A 17,219-nucleotide genomic window follows, 5' to 3' on the forward strand; every position below is an offset into this window, starting at 1 on the left:
AGTGCGGCACGCGCCATCCACGAACCTGACACTACACTACACCGTGCAGTGTAGAACGGCTAAGATATGCCCATGCCGACCACGAAGACACTGCGCGAGGGGTCCACGCGGAAGCGGGCCGCCATCCTCTCGGCGGCCCGGGAACTGTTCCTCGCCAACGGCTTCGACCGGACCAGCGTCGACGCGGTCGCCGCCCGGGCCGAGGTGTCCAAGCGGACGGTCTACGACTACTTCGGCGACAAGCAGACGCTGCTGAAAGCAGTCGTAGACGCCGTCGGCCAGTCACTGATCACCACGATCCGGCGCACCCTCGACGACACCCTCACCGACCTCACCGAGGCGGCCGACCTCGAGGACGCCCTGGTCACGTTCTCGATGCGTATAGCGACCGACATGCTCGGCTCGGCGGATTACGCAACGCTGCAACGACTGGTCCGGGCGGAATCCGGCCACCTGCCGCACCGGGGCGAAAACCCCCTGGCCGACACCCCCGACGAGGCAATTGCTGAGCGGTTCGCCGCCTTCGCTGCGGCCGGGCTGCTCGACGTCCCCGACCCCCGACTCGCGGCCGACCAGTTCCTCGCGCTGACCTTCGGCGTCGCGCTGGACAGGCTCGGTTCCGCGAATGCCGCGGAGGACACCCGCGTCCGGCCACTCGTCGTCGAGGGAGTACGGACCTTTCTCCGGGCATACCGAACCCGGTAGGGCTGCGTCGGCGCGGCTGGTCCGCTCACGTCCTGCTGCGGCGGCAGCGTGCGATCGAGCGCGACGAGGAGGCCGTCGAGGTGTGGAAGACGGGGGTGCGGCCACAGGCAAAAGGGCCGCGGCGACCTGGGCGCCCACATCTGCTTCGAGGGCGAGGCAGGCCAGGGGCTGAGCCCGCCGAAGGGGCGCACCTGGGCGCCGCGCGGGGCCCGTCCGGTGGTCCGGGTTCCTCGGATCGTGGGTGGGCAGAGGCAGCACCGTTGGTCAGGTGGCCGGCCTCGGCAGGGCCGCGAGGCAGGCGAAAGCGTTCGCCAGCTCATGTCGCCAGGGCCAGCTGGCGGCGATCCGCAGGTGGAGGCGGCGGCCTCCGCGGGTGATGCGGGCGGCTGCGTGCAGCAGCCGGTAGCGGAGCTTCTTCGGCTCGGCGGAGGCCAACTCGCCGTCCAGCAATAGGGCCTGGGCCCAGGCGAGCAGATCGACGGCGGTCAGGGACAGCTCCAGCCAGGCGGCGTTGATCTGGAACTGGCGGGAGGGGAAGCGTCCGAAGCCAGTGGTCTTTCCGCAGCGGATGCGGTCCTCGACGCGGGCGTGCGCCCGGTGGCGGACCTCCAGATGCTGCAGGGAGCCTTCGCCGTGCGGGGCGTCGGTGAGGAAGACCTGGTGGCGCATGCCCTCGTCCAGATCGAACAAGGACAACTGGGCGCCGGGGTGAGGGCGCGCGCCGGACGATGATCCGGGTGTCGTCCGGGTGGTCCGCTAGGTCCACCATGCCGGTCAGTTCTGCCACTTCAGCGCCGGTCCGCAGGGTGCCGTCCTGCTCCAGGGCGGGGTGCCACAGGTGGTCGGGCAGGGCCTGGATTGCGCGGCGGATCGGATCGGTGACGGCGTATCCGACGGAGAAGGAGGTGTGGATACCCCGCTCGCGCAGTGCACGGACGTGGGCGAGGAAGACTTTCGCGCCTCCGGCGCTGTCCGTGCGGATGAGGATTTCGGTGCCGTGGCGGTCGGCGTCGGGGATCTGGGCCAGGGCCGCATCCAGGACGGCGATGTGGTCGGCGGCGGTATTGGCGCCGGCGTTGCCCGGCCGCAGCACTCCGGCCAGGGCTTCGCCGGTGTTGTCCAGAAAGCACAGCAGCGGGTGGTAGCCGAAGCCGCGTTTATAGGTGGCCGCCGCCTGTTCCTTCTCGGAGTGGCAGGTGACGAGGGTGGCGTCGATGTCCAGGACGAGGCCCGGCAGGTCGTGTCCGCCGGCGCGGGCCGCGGGTATGCCGTTCCTGGCCTCGGCGGCCTGCAGCCAGGCGACTTCCCGGGCAGCAGCTCTCGCCGAGCGCAGGCGGGCGAGTGCGGCCGGGTCGATGCCCGCCAGCAGGCGCCAGGCGGTCGGAGTGGAGGCGACGTGGCCGAAGACCTCCGTCTGGTCCCGTAGCAGGGCCAGGTCCGCTATCGCCTCGCCGCCGTCGGCGAGCATCACCGCCAGATCGACCGCGATCCGGCCGGGGTTGTGCCCGGAGCCACGCGGTCGCAGCCTACGCAGCGCGTCCGTGAACGCGCCGGTCAGGCCAGTGACATCGGCGAGATCGGCCAGCAGGCGGGATCCGGCGTGGCTGACCACCCCGCGGCCGTCGGCTGAGACGACGGGCTTGGGACGCGACCCGGTAGTGTGCACGCAGAGAGTGCCTTCTTGTTGTGGTGACAGGAGCCCTATACAAGCCTCATCATCCCAAGTTCGAGAGGCACTTTCGCGTTTCCGCTCTGGATCCGGACGCCGCCGCAAGTAAAAGGCGGAGGCTACCGGCGGAGGAATCTTTCGACCACTGTCGCCAGGGCCTCTGGGCTCTCATCCGGGGCGAAGTGGCCGGCGTCGTTGAAGACCTGGAGCTCGGCGTTCGGATACCACTGCAGCCAGGTGGACCGCATGGTGTCAGGGCCCATCGCCGGGTCGTTCGCACCAGCCACGACAAGCACCGGGGTCGGATTTCCCTCGAGCCGCTCGTGGATGTCGGAGCCGCGAGTCCAGGATTCGAGGTACGAACGCAGGGCAGCCGACGAGGAGCGTTCCGAGCCGCTCACCCTGGCATCCAGCCATGCATCGTCGTGCTGACTGCCGGTGGTGACGTCAAAGATCGTCCTGCGGTTGCCGGAATCCTCCACGGCCCCGACGAACAGCTCCCACATCTCCCCTTCGAGCGGAAACCCGGACGCGGGTACCGGCGAGATGCCGACGATCGAACGGACCCGCAAGGGGGCGTCCAGCAACATCAGCTGGGCCGCCTTGCCGCCCATGGAGTGACCGATGACCGAGAAGGTGTTCCAGCCGAGGTCGTCGGCCACGGCGAGGGCGTCCGCCGCGACCTCCTCCATCGTGTACGTGCCGGGGGTGTCCATCGCCTCGCCGTACCCACGGCAGTCCACGAACGCGTAACTGAACGCGCTTCCGTCCAGGTACCGCCGCAGATGGCCGAAACTCGACCTGTCGCTGAGCCAGTGGTGGAGTGCGAGGACTCGCTCCGGACCGTTGCCCTGTACCTCATACGGAATTACGTGTCCTGCTACATGGCCTGTCACAACGCTGGGTCTCCCCCTCCGGGCCGGGCCCGGAATCCCGTCGGCTTGAGGATTCGCTTCAACGGCGTAGCAGCGCGAGCGGGCGACCGAAGGCGTCGCAGGCCAGATGAATCTTGCCGGTCAGGCCACACCGCCAGGTCGGTGGCGGTCCGTCCCGGATCATGTCCGGTTCCGCGAGGCCGCAGCGGCCTGAGAGCGGTGGAGTACGCGGCGGTCAGCCAAGTGGCATCGCGGCGAGATCCGCCAGCAACCGTGCCCCGGCATAACCGACCACCCCCGAATCATCGGCACTTACATAGACCTTGGGACGCAACCCGATACCCTGCACGTAGAAAGTGCCCTCCGCCTGGACCGACAGAACCCCTTAGCAAGGTTTATTGCGCCAGATCAGGAAGGCACTTTCGCGTTTCCGCCCCGACAGCCGCCACACCCAACCGAAACGGCGAGGTTAACCAATCGGGTATTCGATGGCTGGAACGCCTCTCCGGTGCGAGTGTCCGGGTCTCACCAGATGCCGTGCTCCAGCTCCTCGAGCGACAGATTCCACTGCGAGTCCTCGTCGGCGAACGGAGTGGAGTCGAAGGCGCTGACCACTTGCTTGAAACGTGTCGCCAGCTCCTCGGGGTCGGCATCGTTGTCGTGGTCGACCTCAAGCTTTCGGAACTCGATGAGGCTGTACACCAGGGATTCGACATCCCGGTGGAGCTGAACGTAGCCCATGGATCCTTCTGGGAAGGCGTACACCTTTCCCGATTCGGGGTCAACAGCCACGAGTGATGTGAAAAAATACCCCAGTTTCAACCATGACCGGCTCTCTGGAGGGCAGTTCATTTCATCCTGGTCGAAGCGACTCCCCAGAGTGATCGCGTCAGTTCCTGGTTCATAGGGGGCTTCGACATCTGCGCGAGACGTGAAGGCGTCAGAATGAGGAATCCCCACCGAGCTCAGGAAGTTGACTGTGCGCGAGTCGAAGTTGGCGACGGGGCATTGCGGAAAATAGACAACATTGTTCAATCCGTAGGCCTGGACCAAGTGGGCGGAGGCAACCGAGAAGTTCACGATCTTACCTTGTCGTGGAGTTGTTTTCCGTGCGCCATGTGTAAGCCGTTGACGTACCGATATGGCAGCAGCTATCTACAGCTTCCGTAAGTGAGTGTGGCCAGATGCTTACCAGATGCCTTCGATGACCTCGTCGAGGATGAGATTCCACTGCGACTGGTCGTCTTCGAAGGGCGTCGCATCAAAAGCACGAATACGTGCGCGCAGTTCCTCGACCTGCTCCTCGATGTCGGCGGCGTCGTCTCGTTCGTGTTCGTCGAATTTCTTGAACAGGTTCAGGGCATGCACGAAAGATTCGACGTCGCGGTGGAGCGGGGTGCAGGCACTCAAGGGTTCGCCCTCGCCGAATGCGTATACATTGCCGGTGTGGGGGTCAAGGGCGATGACAGAGGCTGCGAAGCAGCCGAGAACGAGCCATGAGTGGCATTCCTCGGGCAGGGTTCCGTCCTCGGGTCGGAACCACTCGGTCAGGAGGATCGACTCGTCCTGGCCGACGCTGGCCTTGGACTTGAATGACTCGTCGTGCGGGAGTCCCACCTGGCTGAGGAAGTCCGCGGTTCGTGTGTCGAGTTGGTTGTCGGGGGATTCGTAACGGGGGAAGTACACGACGCCCGACAGGCCGAACGTGCTGAGGAGTTCGTCCGGTGTGACAGCGAAGCTCACTGTCGTCGAGGGCGTCGTAGACGGTGGTGATGGAACACAGCCGGCTTCCGTGGTTCTCGAGTTCGCTGAGCGGCAGCGCGAGGTCGGGCTTGCCCGGCCTTCGCCGGGGTGTGTCAGCGGTTGATCGACTGGATTTCCTGGACGTTCATGTCCTGGGTCGTTTCGAAGGTGCCGTTCGGGAGGTCGCCGCCTGTGCCTCCGGCGCCTTCCCAAGTGATCTCCCAGGTCACCGAGGCGGACAGTTCGTACGGTTCGCCGTTGGTGGCCCGTAGGTACCTGATGCCGCACGGTGGGGTCTTCTCGCCGTCGCCCGTCTTGTACGGGGTGCCGATGGAGCCGTCGTCGTTGATCTCGCAGTCGCCGGAGGCGGGGAAGGTCTCGGCGTCCTCGGTGCCCGGCTCCAGGTGGAGGGCGACCGGCTTGGCGGTCGTCTCCGCCCAGAGGTTGGTGTTGGGCAGCTCGGCGCGGACCTCGACCTCCTGGAAGGTGCCCTTGTCCAGCCAGACCCAAGTGGGCAGGTTCACCGTGGACTTGGCTTCCGGCTTCAGCTCGATCTCGGTATCGGGGACCTTCACCTTGTCGTAGGCGTACTCGGCGAGGGTCTGCGGCGTGGGGGCGTTCGGTACGTCGGGGATCTCGCCGGCGTCCTGCCAGAACATGACGCGGTCGCAGTTCCACGACTCCGGGTCGGCGGTGTCCGGTGCGACGCCGCGCCAGAAGTAGCCGTCCTGGCCGAGGTTGTAGTTGTCGTAGCCCTTGGCGGTGGACAGCTCGTCGTCGTTCCAGTTGGTGGCGTCCTTACCGTCCCGGTAGTGGTCCGTCCACAGCCCCTCGCCGTACCAGGACACGTGAGGGCTGACGTATCCCTGGCCGGACGTCTCCGAGAACTCCTTGAGTTGTTCCGGCGTGAAGACGGGCTCGTACCAACAGGGCGGCGGCTCCCAGTTCACGTCAGTCGACGAGATGCTGCCGCTGTTGCCTCCGGTGGGGCCGCTGACTCGGGTGATCTTGATCCTGGAGTGGGTGGCAGAGGCGAAGATGTTGCCGTTGGCGTCGGAGTCGCCGCCCGTCTCACCTTCGTGTCCCGGCTCGCCGAGGGCGAGGGCCGGTGATGGCGCCAGCGCCGCTGTCAGCGTCACAGAAGCAAGCAGACCTCCGAGAGCCTTGCGAGGAGTGGGCATGATCAGCACGCTCCCGGTTCGGTCTCGACGGTCATCGTCTTCCAGACGCCGTTGGCTTCCTTTCCGAGGCTCGTGCGGTATTGCACTTTTGGGGACTCGCCCTCGGGGGTTCCTGCGGTCTCGCCCGTCTTGAGGTTCTTGCTGTAGCCCTTGCTCTCGTCGACGCAGTAGAACAGCGTGGCACGCGTCTTGTTCTTGCCCAGATAGGTCACCTCTGGGTCGTAGACCTTGACTTCGCCGGTGATTGTCAGCCCCTTGTAGCCCTTGACCCAGGCGGAGCCGGTGCTCATCGCCGCCTGCCCGCTGTAGAAGGACAGAGAGTCGGCCTCGGGATCGCCGGCGATGATGGCGGCGTACGAAGCCCGGAGACGTTCCTTGCCGTCATTGAGCACGGTCTGGAGCTCGGGGTCGCTGTTCGTCCAGCCCTCGAAGTTCGCCTGGAAACTCTCCGGAAGCTTGATGGCGGGTCGCTCCGCGTCCGACGCCGCGGAAGCGGAGGCCGAAGGCGACGGACTGCTCGATCCCGTATCCGCCCCCTTGATGTCCTCCGGTGAAGACGATTCATCACCCCCACCACAAGCTGTGAGTAGCAGCGCCGCCGTCGCGGTGAACGTGGCGGCTATGGGCGCGGAGCGGCGGGCCACGGGTGAACTCCCCCTGTGTCAGGCGTCTCTGGCGTGTGCAACAGAGAACGAAGCTATCAGGGGCAAGTAGCGTGCATCGAAGCGGCGATGGGGGATTGTGTGGGGATCGTGAGATGTGTGACGTGACAGTTGCGAAGTGGCTCACATCCCGGATGTGGTGCGGTCGGCCACCGGCTGCGCAAGTCGGGCTTAGGGGGCGGATGGCGAGGAAGCGGTCGGCTCGAAAGCCCTCGTCCACTGCCCGACCTTCGACACCCTCCTTAAGATCTCAGTAGGCTCAGTACACCCCCGCACGCCTCCCTCCACACACGACATCAGGACACCCGCCATGGCGCGACGCACCACTTCCAGCTCGACGGGCAGTTCGCCGGGTCCGCGGAATCGGACGCCGCAGCCTTTGCCTCGACGGAGGCGTACGTTCGGGGATTTCATCAAGGCATTCTTTGCCTTTATTGCCCTGACTGTCCTTTTGGTGGGGGTGCCCGGGGCGCTGGCTACGCAGATGGGGTGGCCGCTGCCCAGCGGGAGTCCGAGTCTGGACTGGCTTCGGCAGGAGATCACGACCGGCACGTTTCTGAATGTGCTGACCGTTCTCGTCTGGCTTGCCTGGGCCCAGTTCACCGCGTGCGTACTGGTGGAGATGAAGGCCGCCGTGTCCGGCGTCGGGGTGCCGAACCGGGTGCCCGGTGCCGGGCCGAGTCAGTTGCTCGCGCGACAGCTCGTCGCCGCTTTGTTGCTGGTCGGCGCGACCGCGGCCAGCTTCGCGCCCGGACTCTCGCAGCTGGGGCAGCAGTTGCAGGAGAACCAGCGGCCTACCGTCGCCGCGGCGCAGCAGACGCCCGCCGGTCTGCTGGGACAACAGGAACAGGCCGCCTCCAGTGCCGCCGCCGCGCTGGCCGAGCAGGCCGTGAACGCCGCGCACGCCGCCGAGAGCGGGCGCACCACCGACGGCGGCGACACGAAGTACTACCGGATCCAGCCGCCGGAGGGACGCCATCACGACTCCCTCTGGGAGATCGCCGAGCGGCATCTCGGGGACGGGCGGCGGTACAAGGAGATCTACCAGCTCAACAAGGACCGCGCGCAGCCCGACGGTTCGAAGCTCTCCGAGGCCAGTCTCATCCGGCCCGGCTGGATCCTGGAGATGCCCGGCGACGCCCGCGGCGGCGACCTCGTCGAGATGCCCGACGAGGCCCCGCAGGTGTCGAAGGAGGTCCAGCAGCAGATCTCCGACTACTCCAGGACGGGCGACAACCATCAGCAGCAGGGGAGTGGGCAGCAGGGCGGCAGTAGTAGCGGGGTCGTTGATCATGACACCGCTCGCATCACCGTTCCCGAGCAGCGGCCCGCCCCGGACCAGGGCCAGCAAAGCCAAAGCCAAGGCCGGCAAGGGCAGGAGCACGCCACTCCCGCCGCCGAGGCCGGAGACGACGGCGGCTTCGGGCTGCCGCAGGCCCTCCTCGGCGCACCCCTCCTCGCCGCCGGGCTCCTCGGTGCCCTCGGGCGTCGGCGTCGGCAGGCCCTGTGGCAGTCGGCCCTCGGTGCCGTCGGCGGGCGGCGCGGCATGATGGAGCCGCCGACGCCCACCGGTACGGCCGCCGATGTGCAGGACGCGTTGCTCGTGGGGGCCGACCCCGAGGGCGTACGACTTCTCGACCGGTCGCTGCGCGGGCTGGCCGCTGCGCTCGCGGAGGAGTCGCGGCCGTTGCCGACCGTGTACGCGGCCTGGATGAGCAACGGGGATTTGCACCTGCAACTGGCGCAGCCCGCCGGGAGGCCGCCCGCGCCGTGGCAGCTCGGGCAGGACCAGACGTTCTGGATGCTGTCACGGGCGGACGCCGAGCGGTACGAGGACGTCGACACGGCGGCCCCATACCCCGGGCTCGTCAGCCTCGGCACGATGGACGACTCGCGGCTGTTGCTCAACCTGGAGTCCGTGCCCGGCATCGTCTCGCTCAGCGGCAGCGAGGAGGACCGGGCGGGTGTGTTCGCCTCCGTGGCCGCCGAGTTGGCGACCAACGGCTGGTCCGACCGCATGACGATCACCCTCGTCGGCTTCGGGCACGACCTCACCCCCCTCGCGCCCAACCGGCTCCGCCACCTCGACGACATCGAGGCGCTCGTCGAAACCATGGAGGCGGAGACGCGGCAGCGACGCGGAGCGCTCGGTGCCGCCGGTCACGACTCCGTCCTCACCGGGCGTACGGGGCCCGCGCAGCACACCCGTTGGGCCCCGCACCTCGTACTCCTCGCCGCCGAACCGTCCGCCGAGGACGCCGTCAAGCTTGCCGAACTCGCCTCCGACGCAAGCCGGTTGGGCATCGGCTATCTCGTCGGTACGGAGTCGGGCGATCTGCCCGGAGCCGCCTGGGAGATGGAGATCACCAGCGAGGGCAAGCTCCTCGCGCCGCTCCTCGGGCTCGAACTCGACGCGCAGCTGCTGCCGGTGGCCCAACAGCGCGCCGTCGTCGAGCTGTTCGTCGAGGCGGATCCCGAGCGCGGGGACAACGGTCCGGCCTCCGATCCGCCGTTCCTCGTCGACATCAGCGAGCAGGGGCGGCCGGCGGTGTACGCGCGACTCGTCGGCCCGTACGAGATCATCGGCCTCGATACGCCGGACGGTGAGCGCAGTCCGCTGCTGCACGAGGCCTTGGCGTTGCTGCTGCTGCACCGGGAGGGCGTGCACCCTCGGGTGCTGTCGTCCGCGCTGTGGCCCCGCGGGGTCACCGAGGATGTGCGGGACGCGCTGGTCGAGCGGCTGCGGGCCTGGCTGGGCAACGATCCGGACGGTACGCCGCGACTTGGCACCGACTCGACGGGGCGGCTCAAGCTGGCGAAGTCGGTGGTGTCCGACCTGGATGTGCTGCGGTCGCTGTACCACGAGGCGACTCAGGGGCGCGGGGTCGACAGCCGGGCTGTGCGAGGGCGGCTGCTGACCGATGCGCTGGTGTTGGTGCGGGGGCCGTTGCTGGCGGAGCGGCCCGCGGGGCGGTACGGGTGGCTTACGCACGAGATCATCGATGCGCAGCTTCCCTTGCTCGTCGCTGATATCGGGCTGGCGTTGTCCGCGTTCCATCTTGAGAAGAACCGGGCGGGGAAGGCCATTGAGGCGCTGAACGCGGCGCTCGGCTCCGCGCCGGGCGATGAGCGGTTGTGGCATGAGCTGCTTCGGGCCACTCATGCCACGGGGGACGAAGCGCGGCTTCAGAGGCTTGCGGCGGACCTGGTGTCGCGGAGTGGGGCTCGGGGGCTGCCGCCGCGGACTGAGGCTTTGTTGGATGAGTTGCTGCCCTCTTGGCGTAGTGGTGTTGCGGCCGTTGGGTAGCAAGTTGCCCGGAGCTCGTGGCTGTGCCCACCCGTTCCGCCCTGCGGAACGATTGCCCACAGCGGTAGCGGAACGACTGTCCACAGCGGTAGCGGATCGCTCGCCCACAGCGGTGCGGTAGTGGCAGGGAGCCTCTCGTGGAACTGGCCTTGATTCTTGGCGCCGCCCTCTGGGGAGGCCTCGCCGGGATGCTCGTGCCCCGCGCCGCCTATCGGCTCTCCGTCGAGCCCGAGGAGGAGTGGCGAGCGCAGTGTCCGGATGGGCATGACATCCGCGGCTGGGTTGGGCCGGCTCGGTGTGCGGGGCGGGCGTATGGGCCCAGTACGCCGCTCGTCGTCGTTGCCACCGCGCTGGCGTGTGCCGCTCTCGCCGCTGCCACCGGTGCTCGGCCTGAGCTGGGCGTATGGCTGTTGGTCGCGCCCTTTGGGGTATTGCTCACCCTGGTCGACTTCTCGGTGCACCGGTTGCCCGACGTGGTGAATCTGCCGCTGGCCGTCGCCGTGCCGGGGCTGTTGGGGATCGTGGCGCTGGTGCCGGAGAACCACGGTGACTGGACTCGCGCGCTGCTCGGCGGGCTCGCGTACGCCGGGTGGTTCTTCGTCTGTTTTCTCATCAATCCGAACTGGGTGGCCTTCGGGGATGTGAAGGTCGGGCTCTGGCTGGGGGCCGCCCTCGGCTGGTACGGGTGGGCGGTACTGATCCTCGGTGCCTTCGCCGGGTTCTTTCTCGCGGGGTTCTACGCGGTCGGGCTCGTCGTTACGCGCAGGGGTGGGCGCAAGACCGCGGTGCCGTACGGACCCTTCCTCATCTCCGGCGCCTTCGTCGGCACCCTTATCGGGGCGCTCGCCGCCTGACGTCGGGTGATCCAATCGTCTGGCGTACGCTGGATCAGTCCGTCCACACCCCGCCGAAAGGGACCCTGCGGTGACCGAGAAGGCCGACCTTCAGTCCGTCCTCGACCGTGCCGCCGAGGGTGGGCGGATCACCCCGGAGGAAGCGCTCGACCTCTACCGGGACGCCCCGCTGCACGCGCTGGGCGCCGCCGCCGATGCGGTACGCCGCCGCCGGTACGCCGGTACGGAGCACATTGCGACGTACATCATCGAGCGCAACATCAACTACACGAACGTATGCGTCACGGCCTGCAAGTTCTGCGCCTTCTACGCGCCGCCGAAGGCCACCGACAAGGGCTGGACGCGCGATCTGGACGACATCCTGCGGCGCTGTGCGGAGACCGTCGAGCTCGGCGGTACGCAGATCATGTTCCAGGGCGGGCATCACCCGGACTACGGCGTCGAGTACTACGAGGAGCACTTCGCCGCCATCAAGGCCGCGTACCCGCAGCTCGTCATTCACTCCCTGGGGGCTTCGGAGGTCGAGCACATGGCCCGTATCTCCAAGGTGAGTGTGGAAGAGGCCATCTCGCGGATTCACGCCGCCGGTCTCGACTCCTTCGCCGGCGCCGGTGCCGAGCTGCTGCCCGCGCGGCCGCGCAAGGCGATCGCCCCGCTGAAGGAGAGCGGTGAGCGCTGGCTGGAGATCATGGAGGCCGCCCACCGGCTGGGCGTGGAGTCCACGTCCACGATGCTGATGGGTACGGGCGAGACGAACGCCGAGCGCATCGAGCACCTGCGGATGATCCGTGACGTACAGGACCGGACGGGCGGCTTCCGGGCCTTCATCCCGTACACGTACCAGCCCGAGAACAACCACCTCAAGGGTCGTACACAGGCGACAATCTTCGAGTATCTGCGCATGATCGCCATTGCGCGGCTGTTCATGGACAACATCGCCCATATCCAGGGGTCGTGGCTCACCACCGGCAAGGAGGTCGGCCAGCTGTCGCTGCACTACGGGGCGGACGACCTCGGTTCGATCATGCTGGAGGAGAACGTCGTCTCGTCGGCCGGCGCCAAGCATCGCTCCAACCGGCTGGAGATCATCGACCTGATCCGCAAGGCCGGGCGGGTGCCGGCGCAGCGGGCGACGACGTACGAGCACCTCGTCGTGCACGACGACCCGGCGAACGACCCCGTCGACGAGCGGGTTCAGTCGCACATCTCGTCCACGGCGATCGCGGGCGGGACGGCCCATCCCGAGTTGAAGCTCCTCGCCTCCAACTAACTCCAACCAGCTCCAACTGGCCTTCCTGTGCTGACGATTCACGCCGCGGACGAGCTCCGCCACGCCTGGGACGATCCCGCTCCGGTCAAGGACGGAGCCGTCGTGGTGGAAGGGGCACGGGTCGCGGCGACGGGTTCGCTCGCAGACCTCCAGGAACGCTTCCCGGGCGCTCGCGTACGGCGATGGCCCGGGGTTCTCGGGCCCGCCCTCGTCCACGAGGGGCCGCTGCCCGAGGCGCCGACGCCTCGGGAACGGGTGCATGCGGTGCTGAAGCTCGGGGCGGTGGCGGTTCTGGAGGAGTACGCCGGTACGGCCGAACTCCGGGCCGCCGCCGAGCGCAACGACGTCGTCGTGCTCGCGAGCGCGGCGCGACGGCCCGCGGTCCTGCAGACCGGGCGCGCCGACCTCGCCGTGTTCGACGAGACCGGCGCGTGTGTCGCGACCGTCTGCGCGGGGCGGCTGGTGCACCGGCGCAGATAGCGGTCAGGCAGACAGCGGTCAGCCCGAGAACGCCTCCGCGAACGCGCCCGAACGCTGCTTGATCCCGCTGCAGTCGGTCTGCGCGACGTTCGCCTTCGCCTTGCCGCGCGCGCACTGCCGGTCACGGGCCGCCGCCCACATCGACACCCACGCCACGTCCTTCTCCTCGGCGAACGAGCGGACCTGGGCCGCGTCGGACAACGTGAACGTCTCGTTGTCGACGTCGTTGACGCCGATCATCGAAGTGAGCGCGAGGGCCTTCCATGCGGCCTCGGGCGAGAGGCCGAAGACCTTCTTCAGCTGCTTGTGGGTCGCCTTGGCCGCCTTGATCGCATAGGTGCCCATGTCGTCGTCGTACGAACTGCCGTAGTTCATCGTCATGATGTTGACCGTGGAGACCCGCACGCCGCCGGCTTTGGCGGACTTCAGCACGGCCAGGCTGTCCTTGTTGAGGCCGTGCGGCATCACGGGCAGCGTGAAGGACACCCGGACCTCGGGGCGCTGCTTCTGGAGCAGGGCGATGGCCTTGGAGCGCACGGCGACCGACTTGGAGTCGGACAACGGGGGGCCCTCGATGTCGAAGTCGGCCTCCGTCGCACCGGCGGCGTCGAGCGCGGCCGCGTAGGCACTGGCCAGCTTGGAGACGCTCTTGCAGGTCGTGGCGAGCTCCTTGCCGGAGGCGCCGCCGAAGGAGACCCGCACGCTGCTGCCGGACGACTTCAACGCCGAGATCCTGGACTTCACCGACGCCTTACTGATGCCGTACTTGCCCCACGTCGGAGTGCAGCCGCCGCGGCCGGCGATCACGAAGGCCAGGTTGTACGTCGACGGGGAGCCCACCGATTCGGTGTCGGAGGCCGCGGTGGCGCTGACGTACGGGGCGTACGCGGGACTCGGCAAGGGGCCCGGTAAGGACGTCTCCGGCGGTGACTGTGACGGCGGTCTCGACGGGGGCTCCGGCGAGGTCTCCGTGGGGGAGGCGGGCGTTCTCGGAAGTGCGGGGGCCGCCTGCGAGGGTGACGGGTCCGAGGAGCACCCGCTACAGGTCAGCGCCGTCGCGAAGACAAGCCCGGCAGCCGGTTTCAGGAGACTCTTCATTGCACATCCACTTCCCTGTCGCACATGCACCTCTCTCGTGACGTACGTCGGGGGACGGGCAACGTCTCAACAGCGTCCGGTCTTCACGAAGACAAGACGGGCTCTCTCAGGGACTGCACAGGTGCCTCGCGGAGTCGAGGGCTCTCGGGACGCTCGGCGTCGATCCAGGCCCGGCCGGTCAGGCCGGGCGTCCCCGCTCGGCCCTCGGCTGCCACAATGGGCGCGTGACCCGCGCCTCCCTGAACAAGCAGCCGCACGAAGTCGCCTCGATGTTCGACGACGTGGCGGAACGGTACGACCTGACGAACGACGTGCTGTCGCTCGGCCAGGACCGGCGGTGGCGCAAGGAGGTCGCGAAGGCGGTGGACGCGCGGCCCGCGCAGAAGGTGCTGGACCTGGCGGCGGGTACGGCCACCTCGTCCCTGCCCTTCGTGCGGACGGGGGCGTACGTCGTGCCGTGCGACTTCTCGCTCGGGATGCTCAAGGTCGGCAAGAGGAACCACCCCTGGCTGCCGCTGACGGCGGGCGACGCGACGAGGCTGCCCTTCAAGGACGACACCTTCGACGCGGTGACGATCTCCTTCGGCCTGCGGAACGTACAGGACACGGACGCGGCCCTGCGTGAGCTGTACCGGGTGACCAGGCCGGGCGGACGCGTGGTGATCTGCGAGTTCTCGCACCCGACTTGGGCGCCCTTCCGCACCGTATACACGGAGTACCTGATGCGCGCGCTGCCGCCGGTCGCGAGGGCGGTGTCCTCCAACCCCGACGCGTACGTCTATCTCGCCGAGTCCATCCGCGCCTGGCCCGACCAGCCCGCGCTGGCCGAGCGCCTGCGCAAGGCCGGCTGGTCGAAGGTGGCCTGGCGCGATCTCACTGGCGGGATCGTGGCGCTGCATCGGGGCTTCAAGCCCGCCTGACCGCTACGGGACCTGGTTCACCACCGCTACGGATCCGGCTACCTCAGGACCTCGAACGGGTCGCCCGGCGCGTCGAGTTCGCGCTGCAGCCCGCCGGACGGCGGTCGTGGCAGCCGCGGCTCGCGCACCCCCGCGCCTCCGCCGCCCTCTCCTTCACCGAAGTCGAACCACACGGTGACGACGGCGCCGCGTGGCACCGCGGTGCCGGGCAGCGGGTACTGGCGTACGACGTAGTCGACGACGGTCAGATGGAAGTCGGGTCGGTCAGGCGCGGCGAGCATCACGCCACGTGCCTCGGCCGTCTCGCGCGCGTCCACGGCCATCAGACCGACGAGCCGCGGTACACGCACATCGGGTGGTTTACGCACAGACGTCACCCCCAGCGGTACCGGAAGAGTAAGCCCTGCCGCCCGCCGCCGGAAGCCGGGCGCCGCCGGCAAGGCGTCACCCGGCCACCCGGCCACCCGGCCACCCGGCCACCCGGCCACCCGGTCGCGGAGGCCGACCCGGCAGGCGTCACCGGCTCAGACGGCTCAGAGGTCCAGCCGGTAGCAGTGGCCCATCTGCTGCGAGGCCGGTGAGGTGAACCTCTCGGCGAGGGCCATACCGAGGCGTCTGGTCACCGCGATGGAGCGTTCGTTACGGGAGTTGACCATCGCCACCACGCTGGTGACGCCCGCCGCCCGCAGCCGGTCGAGCGTGCTCCACGCCGCCGCGGTCACGTACCCCTTGCCCCAGTACGCCCGTCCGAGCCGCCACCCGATCTCGATCTCGCCCTTCGGACCCCAGGCGTGCGGCCACGGCTGGGCGCCCGTGAAGCCGATGACGTCGTCCTTCTCGTCGAGCATGGTCCAGAAGCAGAAGCCGTACTCGGCGTCGTGCCGACGCTGCCGCGCGGTCAACTCCTCGTAGACGGACAGCTCGGCCGGCTTTCCGCCGTGGAACTCCATCACGTCCGGGTCGTCGAAGATCCGGTGCCAGGCGATCGCGTCCTCGTCGGTGGGGACGCGCAGTCGTACCACGGGGGAAGGTCGGTTCATGGAGTGGCCCTTCAGCAGGGTGATCAGTACCGCTGAATAGACTGCCCATGTCCAGTGCCGGTCGGCACGTTGATTTCGAGTCTTGGGGAGACCCCACCGTGACCGAGCCCCAGCCCCTCTCCGAACACACCGCCGATGTGATCGTCGTCGGGGCCGGGCCAGCCGGTTCCACCACCGCGTACTACCTCGCGAAGGCCGGACTCGACGTCCTGCTCCTGGAGAAGACCGCGTTTCCGCGCGAAAAGGTCTGCGGCGACGGGCTGACGCCCCGCGCGACCAAGCAGCTCGTCTCGATGGGCATCGACATCTCCGAGGAGGCGGGCTGGCTCCGGAACAAGGGGCTGCGCATCATCGGCGGCGGTGTCCGCCTCCAGCTGGACTGGCCGGATCTCGCCGCCTACCCCGACTACGGACTCGTACGGAAGCGGGACGACTTCGACGAGCAGTTGGCGCGGCAGGCGCAGAAGGCGGGCGCGCGACTGTACGAGCGCTGCAATGTGGGCGCCCCGATCATCGACGACCGCACGGGCCGCATCACGGGCGTGCACGCGAAGCTCGGCGACATCGACTCGAAGGAGAAGCGCGAAGTCACCTTCCACGCCCCGCTGGTCGTGGCGGCCGACGGCAACTCGACACGGCTGTCCCTCGCCATGGGTCTGCATCGGCGCGACGACCGGCCGATGGGCGTCGCGGTGCGTACGTACTTCACGTCCCCGCGCCACGAGGACGACTACCTGGAGTCCTGGCTGGAGCTGTGGGACCGGCGCGGTCCGGGCGAGGACCGGCTGCTGCCCGGCTACGGCTGGATCTTCGGCATGGGGGACGGCACTTCGAACGTCGGCCTGGGCGTCCTCAACACCTCTTCCTCCTTCAAGGAGCTGGACTGGCGTGAGGTCCTGAAGGCCTGGTGCGCGTCGATGCCGGAGGAATGGGGCTACACCCCGGACAACATGACGATCCCGATCCGCGGCGCCGCCCTCCCCATGGCCTTCAACCGCCAACCGCACTACACGAAGGGCCTGTTGCTCGTCGGCGACGCGGGCGGCATGGTGAACCCCTTCAACGGCGAGGGCATCGCGTACGCCATGGAGTCCGGCCAGATCGCCGCCGGCGTCATCGTCCAGGCGCACGCCCGGTCGACCCCCGCCCAGCGTGAACTCGCCCTCCAGCGCTACCCGAAGGTCCTCAAGGACACCTACGGCGGCTACTACAACCTCGGGCGCGCCTTCGTGAAGCTCATCGGCAACCCGAAGGTCATGAAGATCGCGACGCAGCGCGGACTGACGCACCCCGTGCTGATGAAGTTCACGCTGAAGATGCTCGCCAACCTGACCGACCCGACGGGCGGCGACGCGATGGACCGCATCATCAACGGGCTGAGCAAGGTGGCCCCGAAGGCGTAACTCCGAGGCCGG

General features: G+C 68.2%; 15 protein-coding genes and 3 pseudogenes. 8 read left to right on the forward strand and 10 right to left on the reverse strand.

Features of this window, described 5'->3' with window-relative positions; all coding sequences use genetic code 11:
• Positions 1-72: 72 nt before the first annotated feature.
• Both OP79_RS09295 and OP79_RS58475 read left to right on the forward strand, forming a co-directional pair.
• A complete protein-coding gene (locus tag OP79_RS09295; protein ID WP_033319689.1) occupies positions 73-705 on the forward strand; it encodes a TetR/AcrR family transcriptional regulator in 633 nt (210 codons plus the stop codon).
• A 2-nt stretch (positions 706-707) separates the two neighbouring features.
• A pseudogene (locus OP79_RS58475) lies at positions 708-933 on the forward strand (IS630 family transposase); the annotation flags it as partial.
• 36 nt (positions 934-969) lie between these two features.
• On the opposite strand, the pseudogene OP79_RS49665 reads toward OP79_RS58475, so the two are convergent.
• The 7 genes and pseudogenes from OP79_RS49665 to OP79_RS09325 form a co-directional block, all read right to left on the reverse strand.
• Positions 970-2,371, reverse strand: a pseudogene (locus tag OP79_RS49665) (IS1380 family transposase).
• Between the two features lie 122 nt (positions 2,372-2,493).
• Positions 2,494-3,270 (reverse strand): alpha/beta fold hydrolase, encoded by a 777-nt coding sequence (locus OP79_RS09305; protein WP_033319551.1) that lies wholly within the window; start codon positions 3,268-3,270, stop codon positions 2,494-2,496.
• A gap of 128 nt (positions 3,271-3,398) precedes the next feature.
• A pseudogene (locus OP79_RS56860) lies at positions 3,399-3,628 on the reverse strand (IS1380 family transposase); the annotation flags it as partial.
• Positions 3,629-3,774: 146 nt separating this feature from the next.
• Positions 3,775-4,329: an SUKH-4 family immunity protein gene (locus OP79_RS09310; protein ID WP_033319552.1), complete on the reverse strand. Its 555-nt coding sequence runs from the start codon at positions 4,327-4,329 to the stop codon at positions 3,775-3,777.
• A gap of 108 nt (positions 4,330-4,437) precedes the next feature.
• On the reverse strand, positions 4,438-4,992 hold the full coding sequence (locus OP79_RS09315; RefSeq protein WP_033319553.1) for an SUKH-4 family immunity protein: 555 nt from the start codon (positions 4,990-4,992) through the stop codon (positions 4,438-4,440).
• A gap of 113 nt (positions 4,993-5,105) precedes the next feature.
• A complete protein-coding gene (locus tag OP79_RS09320; protein WP_033319690.1) occupies positions 5,106-6,173 on the reverse strand; it encodes a hypothetical protein in 1,068 nt (355 codons plus the stop codon).
• A gap of 2 nt (positions 6,174-6,175) precedes the next feature.
• Complete coding sequence (locus OP79_RS09325; protein WP_051744534.1) at positions 6,176-6,817, reverse strand: hypothetical protein; 642 nt, start codon at positions 6,815-6,817, stop codon at positions 6,176-6,178.
• 328 nt (positions 6,818-7,145) lie between these two features.
• Between OP79_RS09325 and OP79_RS09330 the strand changes: the two genes are divergently transcribed.
• The 4 genes from OP79_RS09330 to OP79_RS09345 all read left to right on the forward strand — a co-directional run bounded on the left by OP79_RS09330 (position 7,146) and on the right by OP79_RS09345 (position 12,746).
• The gene (locus OP79_RS09330; protein WP_033319554.1) at positions 7,146-10,142 is read left to right on the forward strand and encodes a BTAD domain-containing putative transcriptional regulator; all 2,997 of its coding nucleotides are present in this window, start codon (positions 7,146-7,148) and stop codon (positions 10,140-10,142) included.
• Between the two features lie 188 nt (positions 10,143-10,330).
• The gene (locus tag OP79_RS09335; RefSeq protein WP_078491695.1) at positions 10,331-10,996 is read left to right on the forward strand and encodes a prepilin peptidase; all 666 of its coding nucleotides are present in this window, start codon (positions 10,331-10,333) and stop codon (positions 10,994-10,996) included.
• Between the two features lie 70 nt (positions 10,997-11,066).
• On the forward strand, positions 11,067-12,266 hold the full coding sequence (gene mqnC / locus OP79_RS09340; protein WP_033319556.1) for a cyclic dehypoxanthinyl futalosine synthase: 1,200 nt from the start codon (positions 11,067-11,069) through the stop codon (positions 12,264-12,266).
• 27 nt (positions 12,267-12,293) lie between these two features.
• Positions 12,294-12,746 carry an imidazolonepropionase-like domain-containing protein gene (locus OP79_RS09345; protein WP_033319557.1) on the forward strand — a complete coding sequence of 151 codons (453 nt, stop codon included), beginning with the start codon at positions 12,294-12,296 and terminating at the stop codon, positions 12,744-12,746.
• A gap of 18 nt (positions 12,747-12,764) precedes the next feature.
• Here OP79_RS09345 and OP79_RS09350 read toward each other — a convergent pair whose 3' ends face one another.
• Positions 12,765-13,844 (reverse strand): chitinase, encoded by a 1,080-nt coding sequence (locus OP79_RS09350; protein ID WP_033319558.1) that lies wholly within the window; start codon positions 13,842-13,844, stop codon positions 12,765-12,767.
• Between the two features lie 224 nt (positions 13,845-14,068).
• Between OP79_RS09350 and OP79_RS09355 the strand changes: the two genes are divergently transcribed.
• The gene (locus tag OP79_RS09355; protein WP_033319559.1) at positions 14,069-14,764 is read left to right on the forward strand and encodes a demethylmenaquinone methyltransferase; all 696 of its coding nucleotides are present in this window, start codon (positions 14,069-14,071) and stop codon (positions 14,762-14,764) included.
• Between the two features lie 38 nt (positions 14,765-14,802).
• Here OP79_RS09355 and OP79_RS09360 read toward each other — a convergent pair whose 3' ends face one another.
• On the reverse strand, positions 14,803-15,114 hold the full coding sequence (locus OP79_RS09360) for a PASTA domain-containing protein (protein ID WP_033319560.1): 312 nt from the start codon (positions 15,112-15,114) through the stop codon (positions 14,803-14,805).
• A gap of 183 nt (positions 15,115-15,297) precedes the next feature.
• Positions 15,298-15,804 (reverse strand): GNAT family N-acetyltransferase, encoded by a 507-nt coding sequence (locus OP79_RS09365; RefSeq protein WP_033319561.1) that lies wholly within the window; start codon positions 15,802-15,804, stop codon positions 15,298-15,300.
• Between the two features lie 98 nt (positions 15,805-15,902).
• Here OP79_RS09365 and OP79_RS09370 point away from each other — a divergent pair, with 98 nt between their 5' ends.
• Complete coding sequence (locus OP79_RS09370; protein ID WP_033319562.1) at positions 15,903-17,207, forward strand: geranylgeranyl reductase family protein; 1,305 nt, start codon at positions 15,903-15,905, stop codon at positions 17,205-17,207.
• Positions 17,208-17,219 lie beyond the last annotated feature (12 nt).

The organism is Streptomyces yerevanensis (assembly GCF_000716805.1).
Classification (GTDB): Bacteria; Actinomycetota; Actinomycetes; order Streptomycetales; family Streptomycetaceae; genus Streptomyces; species Streptomyces flaveus.

Bases quoted from the DNA above. Each gene is read 5' to 3' on its own strand.
- OP79_RS09295 (WP_033319689.1), top strand. From the start codon at position 73: ATGCCGACCACGAAGACACTGCGCGAGGGGTCCACGCGGAAGCGGGCC.
- OP79_RS09320 (WP_033319690.1), bottom strand. From the start codon at position 6,173: ATGCCCACTCCTCGCAAGGCTCTCGGAGGTCTGCTTGCTTCTGTGACG.
- OP79_RS09330 (WP_033319554.1), top strand. From the start codon at position 7,146: ATGGCGCGACGCACCACTTCCAGCTCGACGGGCAGTTCGCCGGGTCCG.
- OP79_RS09335 (WP_078491695.1), top strand. From the start codon at position 10,331: ATGCTCGTGCCCCGCGCCGCCTATCGGCTCTCCGTCGAGCCCGAGGAG.
- OP79_RS09350 (WP_033319558.1), bottom strand. From the start codon at position 13,844: ATGAAGAGTCTCCTGAAACCGGCTGCCGGGCTTGTCTTCGCGACGGCG.
- OP79_RS09365 (WP_033319561.1), bottom strand. From the start codon at position 15,804: ATGAACCGACCTTCCCCCGTGGTACGACTGCGCGTCCCCACCGACGAG.